The sequence below is a fragment of the Pseudovibrio sp. POLY-S9 genome, assembly GCF_001431305.1.
GTDB lineage: Bacteria > Pseudomonadota > Alphaproteobacteria > Rhizobiales > Stappiaceae > Pseudovibrio.
Window position 1 is genome coordinate 121,280 of sequence record NZ_LCWX01000079.1, and the last position, 14,387, is coordinate 135,666.

Genomic DNA, 14,387 nt, shown 5'->3' on the forward strand with positions numbered 1-14,387 from the left:
CAGATAGTTATTTGACCGTTACGCTTTAGTCAGCACCGTCAATTCAAAGATATTTCAGAGTACTTACGGCATTCATAGATGAATGCGAATAACGCTTTTCTCAATACTGGTAGACTGAAGTCGTATACATGTAATGTTGACATATCACCGATACGTGCAATCCCTCTATACATAAAAACTAATGTTTCGGGGGGAGGCCCGTACATGGCACCAATACTAGAAATCAGTGACCTCAAAGAGCGCGCTCGCAGACGCGTTCCAAAGATGTTCTTTGACTATGCCGACTCGGGTTCCTGGACTGAGAGCACCTATCAGGCAAACGAGAGCGACTTCGCGAAGATCAAGCTGCGCCAGCGCATCGCGGTCGACATGACAGATCGCACGCTTGCTACCAAGATGGTAGGACAGGATGTCTCCATGCCTGTCGCGCTGGCACCAACCGGCCTGACCGGAATGCAGCACGCCAATGGTGAAATTCTCGCAGCACAGGCAGCTGAAGAGTTCGGCGTACCTTTCACGCTTTCAACCATGAGCATCTGCTCCATTGAAGCTGTTGCGGCGAAGACCACGAAACCATTCTGGTTCCAGCTTTACGTGATGAAGGATCGGGACTTCATCAACGCCCTGATCGATCGCGCAAAGAACGCAGGCTGCTCTGCTCTGGTTCTCACATTCGACCTGCAGATCCTGGGCCAACGCCACAAAGATTTGCGCAACGGCTTGTCTGCCCCGCCAAAGTTTACGCCAAAACACATCTGGCAGATGGCAACACGCCCAATGTGGTGCATGAAAATGCTCACAACGCCAAATCGCACCTTTGGTAACATAGTCGGTCATGCAAAAGGTGTTGGCGATCTCTCCTCCCTGTCCTCATGGACGGCAGAGCAGTTTGACCCACGCCTGAGCTGGGATGACATTGAGTGGATCAAAAAACAGTGGGGCGGCCCGCTAATCCTCAAAGGCATTCTGGACAAGGAAGACGCACGCCACGCAGTCGATTCCGGCTGTGATGCGATCATCGTCTCCAACCATGGCGGACGTCAGCTCGACGGTGCACCATCCTCCATCGAGATCCTGCCGGAAATCGTGGACGAAGTCGGTGATAAGGTGGAGATCCACATCGATGGCGGCATTCGCTCAGGTCAGGATGTGCTGAAAGCCATCTGTCTCGGCGCAAAAGGCACCTACATCGGCAGACCGTTCCTGTACGGTTTGGGCGCAGGTGGAAAGCAAGGCGTGACACAGTCACTGGAGATCATCCAGAAGGAACTGGATACCACCATGGCACTGTGTGGCCGTCGCGATCTCAATACGCTCAATCGCGACAACCTCTATTCCATCAGAGGCGAAAAAGTCTAGAGCGCGTTCCGTTTGACTGTATTCAATCAAACGACAAGAACTCGCTCAAAACAAAGAAGTTAGAGCATGAGGCGTGAATGCAAATGAGCGCAACATGCTCTAACACCAGCAAAACACTCAATCGGGAGACCCAACGGTCTCCCAGCTGTCATTGCGTTCAGACCGGACAATCGCATCGATGATTTCCATATTCTGGATTGCATCAGCAACACCGTAAGGCAGCTCTTCTTCACCTTTGACCACACGAGAGAACAGCTCTCCCTGCAGTGTGTACTGATCACAGGCAGCAACGCGTTCAACCTCAATCGCACCATCCCCCGGCAAACTGCCAGAATCGAGACGCAAGATAGTCTCTTTACCAGCAGGTGCATTGAACGGGATGAGAATTTCCAGACGCTTGGCAGTCCCCACCAGATTGATACGCTGATACGGAGCAGACTGGGTTGAAACCGTAAACTGAGCCTGACGTCCTTCACCAAAGTCCATCATTACTGATGTCAGACGGTCCGTGCCAAAGTTCTTGTCACGATCAACAAGGCTCACAACACGCTCAGGTTCAGCATCAAAGAAGTAACGCGACGCCACAATCGGATAGCAGCCAATATCCATCAGGCCGCCCCCGCCAAGCTCTGCTTTGTTGCGAATGTTCTGCGGGTCCTGATTGCTGTAACCAAAGAATGCCTGAATGCTCTGCAGCTTGCCCAGCTCACCAGATTCTACAATCTCAAGCGCCCGCTGCCACTGCGGATGCGCCCGCACCATAAAGGCTTCCATAACGAAGCGGTTATCCGGCATTTCCAGCAGAAGACGCGCTTCATCTGCATCAAGCGCAATCGGCTTTTCACAGAGCACATGCTTTCCAGCTTTCACAGCCTCAATCGTCATCGGCACATGCATGTGGTTGGGAAGCGGATTGTAGATCACGTCAATATCAGGATCAGCCAGCAGCGCCTCATAGGAACCATAGGCTTTCTCGATGCCTAGTTCAGCAGCAGCTTTCTTCGCATTCTCTTCATTACGAGAAGCAATTGCGACAACCTCAACGCCCTTGGCTTTTTGAAGCGCAGGAATAACCTTTTCGCGGCCAATCCGTGCAGTCGAGAGCACACCCCATTTAACCATTGTAATTCTCCCAATCTATACTGCAGGAACCGTTATTTAGCGCTCTCAAAAGTAACCACTTTCTGCCCGACCTCAGTTTTTGAAAAACGGTCAAGTTCAGAAATGGCCGAAATGATGTGATAGAGCGAGCTTGCTGGCGCCGCTTCTTCCACAAAGCTATCATCCGGCAAAAACTTGTCTTTCCAGAGACCAGCAGGCACGTCTTCAAAGAACAATTCCAACGCCTTCAGAGCATCCTGCATGGATTGCCGATACCGAGGCCATTCACTCTCAGGAGAACTCTCCAGCATGGCGATAGAGCCTTTAAGCCATTCAGCCTGAGACCACAGACGCGCCAGTGGGTCACGCATGGAAAAGTCATCATTGATGCCCATCACCGCAACACCGCGCTCACGATCTACGCCATAGACCTCCGCAATCTCAAAGAGACGCGCAGCAGCAGCCCTAGCGCGATCATCACCACGCAGCTTGTTCCAGCGGCTCAGCAACCATGCCCACTCAAAATGATGCCCCGGCTCAAGCGCCCTGCCCTCATCACCTGGCATCGGAGACCAGTCCAGCGCAAAGAACTCGCGCAAACCACCTGTTTTCTCGCAGATGAAATACTTCAGGCATAGCTCGCCGAGCTCATCTGCCAGCGCAGACCAGACGGCTTTCTGCTCAGTGCTCAGATTCTCAGAGCGCTCCCACTCAAGACACATTTCAAACAGATGCATATGCGGGTTGGCACCCAGTGGCGCACGCGCAGGCTCAGCTTCCTCGAAGCCAGCAACAGGGTGCTTGAAGCGGCTCTTCAACACATCAAGCAAAGCAGCAGCTTTCGCGCAGGCTTCCCCGCGCTGTTCACTGTTCACATCAGCAATGCTGGAAAGAGCCAGTAGCGCAAAGGCCTGATTGTAAAGGTCAAACGAAGTGTCGAGCAGCTCACCATCTGGCGTCGCTAGCGCACCGATATATCCATCAGATGTGCCGTACACCCGCTCCACGTAGGCTTGCGTGCGCAGCGCAACGTCCATCCACGGGCCATCCCAGCCCAGGCGTCCCGCTTCGCAATACACAAACACCATACGAGGGTTGACGCGACCACGTCTGTTATCCGCACTACCTTCACAATCCAGTGTGATGGTCTCAGCAAAGCCACCATTTGCAGCGTCTTCGCCAGCTTTCAACCAAAGCGGCAATGCATCTTCAAACAACCATGCGCGCAACTTATTCAGGTGATCGACAATCACTTCCGGTACTCCACACCATCATCAGCCCGCTCCCACGAACCCCCGATGGCCTCCATATGTGCAAATGAAATCTATGCGCTTAAAGGTTCGACTAAAGGACCAAAAAACACAAATCCGAACCTACGACGAGTAAGCGACAAGACAAAGCTAAATGAGCAAGTTTTTGGGGGATTATGAAGTATCAGAGAGTTAGTGGTGCCGCTGAAAGGACTCGAACCTTCGACCCCATCATTACGAATGACGTGCTCTACCATCTGAGCTACAGCGGCGTTCCAACAGGCACAAGGGGTGTGCCGGAAAGTGGAAGTTTGATACCCAAGCTCCCAATAAGATGCAAGTATGATTTGCAATGGCAGAGAATGCATCCACCATCAATCTACAAAGGCAGGAGACGCAACAAAGAGCACGTGTCCTGCCTGTGCAAGTCTCTTAGAGCACGTCGCGTTCATTAGCATTCATGCATCGTGCTCTAACATCTTTGGCCTAGCGAATTCTTCTCGTTTGATTGAACAAATCAAACGGAACACGCCCTTAGCGGAAGAACCTGAAACTCTGATCCTTTGGAGTTTTCGGATCTTCATCATCTGGTTCAGGTCCTGGGTCATCAGGAAGCTGAGAAAGCGGGAACTCCACCAGCTTCTCATCTTTCTTCTCAGGTTTATCATCCGGCGAGCTCGGAGCTTCCTTCTCAGTCTTGGAAGGGTCCTCTGCCTTGTCCGCAGCCTTTTCATTGGCTTTGGTCGGCGCCCAACTGGAAGATTCCACAGGTACGACAGTCGCACGAGGTTCTTCAGTCTTGGCTTGCTCATCTGGCTTTTTCTCAGCAGATGGCTCTTTAGCAGTCTCTGTCACAACAACAGGCTCAGCAACGTCAGCCTTTGCCGCCGGTGCCTCCACAGGCTCGTCCTTCACTGCAGCAGGCTTTTTTGCTTCCTGCGGTTTAGGCACAACGATATCCGCCTCGACCGGTTCCTTCAGAACCTGTACAGGAGCTGCCAGTTCAGGTGGCTCAAACAGCTTGTCATCGATGACTTCAATCAACTGCTCCTGATCCACAGCCCCTTCCGGTGCTGCCCACTCATAGGCATCCACACGGCCTGTCTTTGGAGAAACAGGTGCCCAATTGGCAGAGACAATGCCATCCGCAGTCCAGACTTTATCGCTTGGCGCACGTACAGCGCGGGACAACCACTCACGAATGCGGCCCTGATCACCATGCTCGCGCTCTTCAAGATCAGCCATCAGCAAGAACGCACGCTGCGTTGGCTCAGAGCGCAGAACCCGCTTGAGCTGATCACGCGCTTCATCAAATTTCTTGGCTTCAATCGCGGCAACAGCTATCGCAATCGCCCCCTCAGAAGAGTAAGCACGCATGCTCGCCAGTGTTCTGACGCGGCTCAGTCGATCAGTGACGGAATCACCAGGACGAACATGGGCGTAAGCATCGGCAAGGTCTGGGTGCGGGCTCAACTTCCACGTCGCCTCAAGGATCTTACTTGCTTTGCGCACCTCGCCTGAGCGTGTCCGCAAACGAGCTGCAACAATCGCAGCAGGTACTAGTGAAGGAGCAAGGCCATGCGCTTCAACGGCAAGCGTGCGTGCACGATCCGGGTTCTCATTCTCCAGCTCAAGAGCACGCGCAGTTAGCAGTACAGCTTTCTGGCGGCGAAGAGTTTTCTTGTCCAGCATGCGAGCAGCATAGTTGCGCTCAAGCGTTGCAATGGCTTCTTCCCAGTCACCAGAAACGGCCTGATACCCAAGCACGGCATTGCCGGCCCAACGCAAACCCGGAACCAGATTAAAGGCTTCCTCAGCAAAATGACGTGCAGCTGCAGGTTCACTTTCCCGTTCCGCTTCAATGTAAAGGCCGTGCAAGCCCACAGCCATGGAGCGATCATCTTCCAACATCGCCTCAAACCGGCGACGGCTTTCTGCATGATCACCATCCAGTTGCGAAGTCTGCGCCAAGAGAAGACGTGCAGCAGGCTCGTTACCGTCCAGCAGTTTGTCTGCCTTCAGCCCAAACTTGCGCGCATGCAGCGTATCGCCAGATCCAAGGGCCATCAGCCCCTGAGACAGGGCATCATAGCCTTTGTCTTTCCGGCGGCTCTGCATGAAATGGGAGACCAGCGTTGGTGATTTCCAGATCAACCGGAAGAAACCCCAAGCCACAATCGACGCCACAATGGAAGCACCAAACGCAACAACAGCTGTCAGCAAGCTTGCCTGAACAACATACCCCTGCCATTCAAGCGTAACGACGCCCGGACGATCTGCCATCCAGGCTCCGCCAAGAGCCAGTAAAAATACAAACGCGAAAAAGATGAGAACGCGGACCATGTCCTTCGCTCCTTTCCGATACTACTTGTTTTCAGAAACAAGCGACTTCAAAACTTGAGCGGTGATTTTCTTCACCAATTCATCTGCTGCCAAACGGGCTTTCACCTGCTCGGCCCACGCTGCACCAACCTGTTGCATCGGTTCTGGCAAAGCATCGTAAGCCTTAATCGCTCCGGCAAGATCACCCGCAGAAACCCGGGATTCCATCGTGCCAAGCAACTCGCCGGAACTCGTGCCGTCACTGTCTGTCGGCGTCCGAACAGAAACCAGTGACTTGGCGCTGGAGAACAGACGATCAACCACATCATCATTCTCACTCGTCAGCGACACCGCACTCATATCACGCGCGACCTTACCAAATCCGGCAATCAACGCGGCAGAGGACGGAATACCACTCGCAGCACTTGCCTTCAGTGGCGCCAGCTCAGCAGCATCCCCCGGAAGTACAGCTTCAACGGCAGCCAGTTCCGCCTCATAGGTCTCACCAGAATCAACTGCATTACGCAAAGAGGCAATCGCGATTGCACGCGCCGCCCGCTCCTGCGCACTTGCAGTGCCAAGAGCTTTCTCCAACCGGTCAACACGTGCAGTAATCTGCTGTGTTGTCTCGGCATTCGCCTGCGTCAGCGCTTCAATCTTGCCTTCAAGAACTTTCTGCTCTGCCGTCAACTTGCCAATCTGCGCAAGCGCTTCATCCACCTTGGAACCAGTTACAGCCAACTGTGAACCGAGATCCTTCAGCTGTGTCGGCGCTTCTTTCAATGCCTGAAACTGCTTTTGCAAATCTGTCAGACTGCCTTGCATGCCTTTCAGAACCTGCTCAGCATTCTTTCGGGACGCTGCGGTCAGATCAGCAACCTGCTTAGTCAGCTGATCCTGTGTCTTCTTCATGCTGGCAACAGCAGCACCATCACCGGCTGCACCGTTGGAAATCAATTCGTTCAGCTCTTTAATCTCAGCACCAAGCGTCGAAACCTGCTCTTGCACCTTCGCGGTCACACCAGCAGTCGCATCACTCAACTTAGTGCTGGTTTCTTTCTGGATCGCGTCCAGCTGATCAGTCAGGTTCTGAATGGTTTCCTTAGCCGCAAAACTACCCGCCGCATGATCTTTCAGCGCGGTAATTTCCTGACTCAGCTGCGAATAGCGGTTCTTGGAGCTTTCCAGAAGAGCCTGAACTTCTGTCGCATTCTGGCCAGAGCCGGCGCCAATCATCTGAAGCATGCCAACCTGATGCAGACCAACGCCAGCACCAGCAACAATCAGCGCACCAATAACGCCAGCAGCAAGCATTGCGCCAAACCCAGCGCCTTGCTTGGGCGGATGCGGAGGCTTATCAGCAGGCCCGCCGGGACCTTTGCCAGAAGGAGGCGGCGGCGGAGGCGTATCCTTGCCACCCGAACCAGCCTTATCATCCTTGCCCTTCACAGGCTCTTTCGCAGCAGAAGTGGTTGAGGTTTTGCTAGCAGTCGTTGCCTTGCTGGCGCCTGTCGTCTTCGTAGCTGAAGGCTTCGCTGTGCTGGATGCAGCAGCATCCTTCTTCTCATCAACTGCGGCCTTTGCGCTTGCAGCAGCAGTCGGCTTGGCTGTTGTTGAGGCAGAAGGTGCCCCCGCAGATGGTTTAGCGCCCGCTGCAGGCTTCGCAGCAGCAGCTTTCGTCGCTTCAGTATTTTCAGTCTTCGCGGATGATTGTGATTGTTGTTTGCCAGTTGGCGGCACAGAGCCCGCCTTGGTAGAAGTCGCCTTGCTCGCAGCAGGCTTGGCCGCAGGACCAGCGCTCGCGGCAGGCTTATCAGTCTTGGAAACGTCTTTCGCAGGCAGGTCAATCGTGACAGGCTTTCGGGTTCCACTGGAGAGCGGAGATTTCCGTGATGATGTTCCACCACCCGAGCCTGCCCCGGTGGACGCACCACCCTTTTTGTCATCAGCAGCCATCAAAACCTCCTAGAATGGCGCGTTTCAAGCAGTTTCCAGCCGCGCCAATTTTCATAGTCACGCAATCTCGACAAGGCCTCTTAAGAGGCCTCTTTCTTAACATAAGCATCCCTTTAGCAAACTGCTATCAGGGAGAATTAGCACCTTGCCAAACAAACTGCGACTTCTCCATAGGGCTCAGAGAAGTGCAAATCACTTCCTCTCAACTTATCGAACCATTGAGAAGTTCAAACAAGCTATCCTCACGCGGCGTTTTCGCAGTAAAAACCTCGCCAAACGCTCCAGCCTGCTCTGCAACCCGCTTTGAAACACATAATGCTTTCATAGAGTTAAGAAACACTATGGTTTTTTCAAGATTTGAAAGGCTGAGAAAAATTTGAATTGTTCGCGGAGAATAAAACAACGCACAATCCAGCATCCCTGCTGCAATCAGTTCACGGGTTTTCTCAGAAAAGCCAGTCGCAGCAGCCATTTGGTAGACCTCCACCATACGGCAGGCAATGCCGTGCTGCTCAAGTTGTCCGACCAGGTCACCACTGCGGTCAATCGCTGCAGGGTAAAAGACAGGCCCCGCCTGCTTGCTGTCCGCAATCAGTCCGCCAAGGGAATCAACATCCCCATCCGCACATATGATCTCTTGGAAACCGGAAGCCTCTGCAGCTTTGGCTGTCGCCTCACCCACAGAATAGAGAGGAAGGTGCTGAAGCTGTGAAACAAGACCATTGAAGACAAGGGCTTCAATGGCATTCGCACTCGTCACAGCAATTGCTTTGGCGTCCCCAGCCACATCACCGTCAACGGTCAGCGGCTGGAAACTCAGCATCGGCTCAACAATCACCTCGTGTCCCATAGCAATCAGCTTCTGTGCAGTTTTATCCGCTTGAGGCTGAGGACGGGTCACGAGTATTTTCATTAGAGCTCCAGAAAGTTTGGACCAGACTTCGCCTTCAGCTCTTTGCCAAGCTCGCGGCCAATCTCTTCAGCATCACTTAACAGGCCTTCGCCTTCAACTGTGTGCGTCTGGCTGCCATCCGGTTTGATCACCTCACCGCGGAAACGGATACGATCCCCTTCCACATGAGAGAGACCAGCAATCGGCGTACGGCAAGAACCATCCATCTCAGCCAGATAAGCACGCTCCAGCAAAAGGCGGCTCTCGGTCTCAGCGTGATGGATCGGCGCAAGAATGCGCGCAGTCTCTTCATCACCAAGACGCGCCTCAATACCAATCGCGCCCTGCCCGACAGCAGGAAGGAAGTGCTCCACATCCATCAAAGACGTCACCAGATCACCTTGTCCCAGACGACGCAGACCAGCGTAAGCAAGGAAGGTTGCGTCAACCACACCTTCACCAAGTTTGCGCAAACGGGTCTGGAGGTTACCGCGATACATCACCACATCAAGATCAGGACGCAGACGCTTAATCTGTGCCTGACGACGCAAACTGGAAGACCCGACCACAGCACCCTGTGGAAGATCTGTCAGTTTTTCTACCTTTGGAGAAATGAAAGCATCGCGCACATCTTCACGTGGAAGGTAAGCGGTCATGCCCAGACCATCCGGCAGCACTGTCGGCATATCCTTGGAAGAATGAACTGCCAGATCAATGGACTTATCCAGCAAAGCTTCCTCAATTTCCTTAGTGAACAAGCCTTTGCCGCCTGCTTCGGAAAGAGGCCTATCTTGAATTTGGTCTCCCGTTGTTTTTATAACAACAATCTCGAAGTCATCATCGGTTAACCCGTGTGCCTTCGCGAGACGAGCGCGTGTTTCATACGCCTGGGCCAGTGCCAGGGCGCTTCCACGTGTACCAATTCTTATAGGTTTTGTTTGCAAGGATCACATTCCCAATGCTAGGGGCTCATGTTAGATGAGCGACATAAAATCATCGGCCCGCGAAATCAACCATGCTTTGCGCATGAGAGAACGACAAAAACCAAGCGGCCAAAGGAGACCAAACGTGCTGACCATCCTCGGCATAGAAACGAGTTGTGACGAAACTGCCGCTGCTGTCCTTGAGATTGATCAAGATGGCAAATGCGTAATTTTGTCCAACGTGGTGCATTCTCAAATCGATGAGCACACACCGTTCGGCGGTGTTGTACCAGAGATTGCGGCGCGCGCCCACATTCAGTTGCTGGATGGTATCGTAGATCAGGCGATGAAAACAGCAAATGTGAAGTACTCTAATCTATCCGCAGTTGCTGCAACCGCTGGCCCCGGCCTCATTGGCGGCGTCATCGTGGGCTTGATGACAGCAAAATCTATCGCCATGGCAATCAATAAGCCATTGATTGCAGTGAATCATTTGGAAGGTCACGCCCTCACCGCACGCATGACGGATCAGGTTGAGTTCCCATTCCTGCTGCTCCTCGTCTCCGGCGGACACACCCAGTATCTCCTCGTAAAAGCTCTTGGGGAATACGAAAGATTGGGCACAACCATTGATGATGCGATTGGTGAAGCGTTTGACAAAACAGCCAAACTGCTCGGCCTGCCTTATCCCGGTGGTCCGGCTGTAGAAAAAGCTGCAAAACTTGGTGATCCAACCGTCTACAAACTGCCACGCCCACTTTTGGACCGCCCCGGCCTCGACATGTCTTTTGCCGGGTTGAAGACAGCAGTGCGCACCGCCGCCTTAAAAGAAGAGCCTGTCAGCGAGCAAACCGTCAACAACCTGTGCGCCTCCTTCCAGGAAGCTGTCGCGGATGTTCTCGGAAAACGCAGTGCAAGAGCCTTCGAATTATTTAAAGATCGCTATCCGGATACGCCTGTCAAAATGGTTATTGCGGGCGGTGTTGCAGCAAACGAAGCAATTAGGATTCGTCTAAACGAAGTTGCCGCGGAACATAGTGCAGAATTAATCGCACCACCGCACAAACTGTGCACAGACAACGCCGCCATGATTGCATGGGCTGGAGCTGAGCGTCTGAGAAAACTCGTTGCCGAAGACCCATCTATTCTGGAGCAAAACGGTAAGGGCGACGACATGAACGAAGCCCCGCGCCCACGCTGGCCGCTAGACAAAATCTCCGAAAGCGTCGTCGGCTTCGGTCGCAAAGGCGCGAAGGTTTAGCGACGACCACACGGCACAAACATACTTCCAAAATCCCGCCTCACCTGCGGGATTTTTCAGTTCTGAAGCGCTAAAACTTATCCCCCTGTCCTCAACCGCGCTTATTCTCAGTGTTGTGCTCACGTATTCGGGCAGCTGGTGGACCGTCCATCAGTTCGGCGTGGGCTGGGCGGGGCTACCGGGCGAAGTAACGCATCACCCGGCGGGTTCGTTGAAACACCCCTTGAAAGTCTTTAGTGCAGGGACCAAGCGGAAGCTGGTCACCCGATGGGCGTCTACACTGGCAGGCGTTTAGCTATCACCGACAATCACACCTGTCTCTGGCAAGTGTGTGCATCGTTGACAGTGCCTGCTCCCAATGCCTTTCGGAGGAGACCTTGTTTCATACAAATACGCCCGGGCAAGGCGAGCAGCCAATGCCGAAGAAACTAATTTACTTACAATGCGCAGGCACTGCCTGCTCGCCTTGCTCACACCCGAACTTTCGGGGCATTCTATTCCACGCTGCAGGTAAAACCATGCGGCGCTAAAGCGCGTGTCATGCTGCTTATTATGTGCAAACTGCTATAACGCCTTGCTTGCAACAAACTCCTGCAAATAACATCTGCCAAATTCAAACAACATTGATTTGATTGATTCATGGTGGAAACGACATTGCAGCCTCGGCACAAAGCTTACGTCTACATGACCTGCGGCACACATCTTCTCGTTTTTGACGAACCAGAAACCGACATCGCAGGCACATTTCAGGTGCCAGGTGGAACGCTTGATCCGGGTGAAAGCTATCTGCAGGCCGCCAAACGCGAGTTTGAAGAAGAAACCGGCCTCAGTGTTTCCGGTGCACTTGAGCAATTCACTGGCCATGACTTCTTGTATGACGACGCTCTCACCTCAGGGCCAGAACTGCACCGCCGCAAATTTTTCCATCTCAAAATTCAGGAAAAAGCAAAGCAGACTTGGGATCATTACGAAATGAGCCCAAATGACGGTGGAGATCCTATCCTCTTTCGCTTCTTCTGGGTTGATTTGGCAGACAACGAAACTAAGTCCAAGCTAACAATGCACGGAGGGTTCGATATCCCTCTTGAGCAACTGTGCGAACGACTGAACATCACCCAATAAGGAAAACAACATGACCACTGCTCTAAACAAGATCGCTGTAATTGGCGGAGGATCTTGGGGAACTGCGCTCGCCTTGGCAGCCGCAAGAGCAGGTCGGGAAGTCTCCTTATGGGCCCGCGATGCAGAAACCATCGCCGCAATAAACGCCAGCAAACAGAACCCGAAATACCTGCCCGGCATCGAGTGGACAGAGCAAATCACCGCAACCGGCATCCTCAAGCATGCTGTCAGCGGTGCTGACGCGCTCCTACTCGTCACCCCGGCGCAAACAACACGGGCGATGACAGAAGCGATCAGGCCGTTCTTAAAGCCAGCAACACCAATCGTTCTCTGCGCAAAAGGCATCGAGCAATCAACCGGTCAGCTCCTGTCTGAGGTGATCAAGTCCGTGGCGCCTGATGCCATCCCGGCAGCGCTGTCCGGCCCAAGCTTCGCACATGACGTGGCAAAGGGCTTGCCAACAGCCGTCACAATCGCGGCTGAAGACGGTGCAGTAGCAGACCAACTTTCCGCAGCACTCGCCTCAAACAGCTTCCGCCCCTATGCAACTGATGATCTCATCGGCGTGCAAATTGGTGGAGCCCTCAAAAACGTGCTCGCAATCGCTTGTGGCGCAGCCGTCGGCTACGGCCTCGGCGCCAGCGCACAGGCAGCTTTGACGGCCCGTGGCTTCGCAGAACTGACCCGCCTCGGCATGGCACTGAATGCCAGAAGCGAAACACTCACAGGCTTGTCTGGTCTTGGTGACCTGGTCCTCACATGTTCCTCAACCCAATCACGAAATTTTGCCTTCGGCTTAAAGATCGGACAGGGTAGAACTCCGCAGGAATTGGTTGCACCGGGACAAAAGCTTGCAGAAGGCGCTCACTCCGCTAATATCGCGGTCGCCTTGGCAGCCGAATATGGTGTCGACATGCCAATTGCAAACACCGTGTCACAAATCGTAGCTGGGAAAATCGACGTCGCACAGGCTTTGAGCGACTTAATGACGCGCCCCCTCAAACGAGAGACACACCCCTAGTAGAATCCTTTTAAGCTAGGAATTGCCTGGTTGTATATCAGGGATCAAATGGTTAGGTTGAAAACCTGCTACTGGAGTATCCAATATGCTGTACGCTCTCATCTGCACTGATAAGGCGCATTCTGAAGACCTTCGCCAGAAAACACGACAAGACCATCTCGATTTTCTCAAAGGTCTTGGTGATCGCTTGAAGGCAGCTGGTCCTTTTATGTGTGATGACCTCGTATCTCCGACGGGTTCGCTGGTCTTGGTAGAAGCTGCGAACAGGGACGAAGCATTGGCAGTAGCTAATGAAGATCCTTATTCACTCGCAGGCCTCTTTGAATCTGTTGAGATCCGTCCTTGGAACTGGGTAATTAAGAACCCGGAAGCCTAATTTTGTTGTAAGTATTACAACACGTCAATTCTGGAGCACCAGTCTCTCATTGTAGACAGGTGCTCTTTTTAATGGAGGCAAAGTTGCAATACTGGCTGTTCAAATCCGAACCTAACAAATGGTCTTGGGATCATCAAAAAGCCAAGGGCGAAGAAGGCGAAGAGTGGGACGGCGTACGCAACTATCAGGCCCGCAACTTCATGCGCGACATGAAGATCGGAGACCGGGGCTTCTTCTACCATTCCAACATCGGCAAAGAAGTTGTCGGCATCGTAGAGGTCTGCGCGCTCGCACACCCGGATTCCACGACAGATGATCCACGCTGGGAATGCGTAGACATCAAAGCCGTCAAAGACCTCCCGCAGACAGTAACACTGGCGCAAGTGAAGGCCGAAGAACGCCTTTCCGATATGGCCCTCGTGACTTCCATGCGCCTTTCTGTTCAGCCGGTAAAGCCGGAAGAATGGGCCGTGGTTCTGGAAATGGCAGGAATGGACCCATCTGAGGTCTGATCTCACGATGAAAATTACGGACCGGCGCGCTTTTATTTTGGAACAGACACGGCAACACCCTGTTCCTCATGCGCCGTCCATATTCCTTCACCTGGCAGACGAAAGCGTCGATCTCTGGCGCATGGGTGAAGAAGAGCTGAAAGAACTCGGTGTCTCCTCCCCGTTCTGGGCATTTGCATGGGCAGGCGGACAAGCACTAAAGCGTTTCGAGATTAATTTGAGATGCATCCTGCGGCTTTGAAGTAGTTCCAGCATTCTGTCGGATTGTAGAGGTCGCAGATTTCCCCGATGG

13 protein-coding genes and 1 tRNA gene are annotated in these 14,387 nt (G+C 53.1%); 7 read left to right on the plus strand and 7 right to left on the minus strand.

The window, feature by feature from the left end; all coding sequences use genetic code 11:
• Positions 1–204 precede the first annotated feature (204 nt).
• Positions 205–1,359 (plus strand): alpha-hydroxy acid oxidase, encoded by a 1,155-nt coding sequence (locus PPL9_RS06370; RefSeq protein ID WP_057461904.1) that lies wholly within the window; start codon positions 205–207, stop codon positions 1,357–1,359.
• Positions 1,360–1,476: 117 nt separating this feature from the next.
• Here PPL9_RS06370 and PPL9_RS06375 read toward each other — a convergent pair whose 3' ends face one another.
• The 7 genes from PPL9_RS06375 to hemC form a co-directional block, all read right to left on the minus strand.
• The gene (locus tag PPL9_RS06375) at positions 1,477–2,481 is read right to left on the minus strand and encodes a Gfo/Idh/MocA family oxidoreductase (RefSeq protein WP_057461905.1); all 1,005 of its coding nucleotides are present in this window, start codon (positions 2,479–2,481) and stop codon (positions 1,477–1,479) included.
• Between the two features lie 32 nt (positions 2,482–2,513).
• Entirely contained in the window at positions 2,514–3,713 is a 1,200-nt protein-coding gene (locus PPL9_RS06380; protein WP_057461906.1) for an AGE family epimerase/isomerase, read from the minus strand.
• Positions 3,714–3,906: 193 nt separating this feature from the next.
• Positions 3,907–3,982 (minus strand) — tRNA-Thr (locus PPL9_RS06385).
• A gap of 262 nt (positions 3,983–4,244) precedes the next feature.
• Complete coding sequence (locus PPL9_RS06390; protein ID WP_057461907.1) at positions 4,245–6,053, minus strand: heme biosynthesis HemY N-terminal domain-containing protein; 1,809 nt, start codon at positions 6,051–6,053, stop codon at positions 4,245–4,247.
• A gap of 21 nt (positions 6,054–6,074) precedes the next feature.
• Positions 6,075–7,988: a hypothetical protein gene (locus PPL9_RS06395; protein ID WP_057461908.1), complete on the minus strand. Its 1,914-nt coding sequence runs from the start codon at positions 7,986–7,988 to the stop codon at positions 6,075–6,077.
• Positions 7,989–8,190: 202 nt separating this feature from the next.
• Positions 8,191–8,901: a uroporphyrinogen-III synthase gene (locus PPL9_RS06400; protein WP_057461909.1), complete on the minus strand. Its 711-nt coding sequence runs from the start codon at positions 8,899–8,901 to the stop codon at positions 8,191–8,193.
• Positions 8,901–9,824: a hydroxymethylbilane synthase gene (gene hemC / locus PPL9_RS06405; RefSeq protein ID WP_057461910.1), complete on the minus strand. Its 924-nt coding sequence runs from the start codon at positions 9,822–9,824 to the stop codon at positions 8,901–8,903. Before hemC ends, PPL9_RS06400 begins: the two co-directional genes overlap by 1 nt.
• 127 nt (positions 9,825–9,951) lie before the next feature.
• Here hemC and tsaD point away from each other — a divergent pair, with 127 nt between their 5' ends.
• The 6 genes from tsaD (at position 9,952) to PPL9_RS06435 (ending at position 14,336) form a co-directional block, all read left to right on the plus strand.
• Positions 9,952–11,064, plus strand: coding sequence for a tRNA (adenosine(37)-N6)-threonylcarbamoyltransferase complex transferase subunit TsaD (gene tsaD / locus PPL9_RS06410; RefSeq protein ID WP_057461922.1), 1,113 nt, complete (start codon positions 9,952–9,954; stop codon positions 11,062–11,064).
• 654 nt (positions 11,065–11,718) lie between these two features.
• Positions 11,719–12,186, plus strand: coding sequence for an NUDIX domain-containing protein (locus PPL9_RS06415; RefSeq protein ID WP_208989214.1), 468 nt, complete (start codon positions 11,719–11,721; stop codon positions 12,184–12,186).
• Between the two features lie 10 nt (positions 12,187–12,196).
• On the plus strand, positions 12,197–13,207 hold the full coding sequence (locus PPL9_RS06420; protein WP_057461911.1) for an NAD(P)H-dependent glycerol-3-phosphate dehydrogenase: 1,011 nt from the start codon (positions 12,197–12,199) through the stop codon (positions 13,205–13,207).
• An 85-nt stretch (positions 13,208–13,292) separates the two neighbouring features.
• Positions 13,293–13,583, plus strand: coding sequence for a YciI family protein (locus PPL9_RS06425; protein WP_057461912.1), 291 nt, complete (start codon positions 13,293–13,295; stop codon positions 13,581–13,583).
• 83 nt (positions 13,584–13,666) lie between these two features.
• Entirely contained in the window at positions 13,667–14,095 is a 429-nt protein-coding gene (locus PPL9_RS06430; protein WP_057461924.1) for an EVE domain-containing protein, read from the plus strand.
• 7 nt (positions 14,096–14,102) lie between these two features.
• Positions 14,103–14,336, plus strand: a complete 234-nt coding sequence (locus PPL9_RS06435; protein ID WP_057461913.1) for a hypothetical protein — start codon at positions 14,103–14,105, stop codon at positions 14,334–14,336.
• Positions 14,337–14,387: the final 51 nt, after the last annotated feature.

Coding starts and splice junctions, on each gene's coding strand:
- PPL9_RS06400 (WP_057461909.1), bottom strand. CDS start 8,901: ATGAAAATACTCGTGACCCGTCCTCAGCCTCAAGCGGATAAAACTGCA.
- PPL9_RS06420 (WP_057461911.1), top strand. CDS start 12,197: ATGACCACTGCTCTAAACAAGATCGCTGTAATTGGCGGAGGATCTTGG.
- PPL9_RS06395 (WP_057461908.1), bottom strand. CDS start 7,988: ATGGCTGCTGATGACAAAAAGGGTGGTGCGTCCACCGGGGCAGGCTCG.
- PPL9_RS06375 (WP_057461905.1), bottom strand. CDS start 2,481: ATGGTTAAATGGGGTGTGCTCTCGACTGCACGGATTGGCCGCGAAAAG.
- PPL9_RS06370 (WP_057461904.1), top strand. CDS start 205: ATGGCACCAATACTAGAAATCAGTGACCTCAAAGAGCGCGCTCGCAGA.
- PPL9_RS06435 (WP_057461913.1), top strand. CDS start 14,103: ATGAAAATTACGGACCGGCGCGCTTTTATTTTGGAACAGACACGGCAA.
- PPL9_RS06425 (WP_057461912.1), top strand. CDS start 13,293: ATGCTGTACGCTCTCATCTGCACTGATAAGGCGCATTCTGAAGACCTT.
- PPL9_RS06390 (WP_057461907.1), bottom strand. CDS start 6,053: ATGGTCCGCGTTCTCATCTTTTTCGCGTTTGTATTTTTACTGGCTCTT.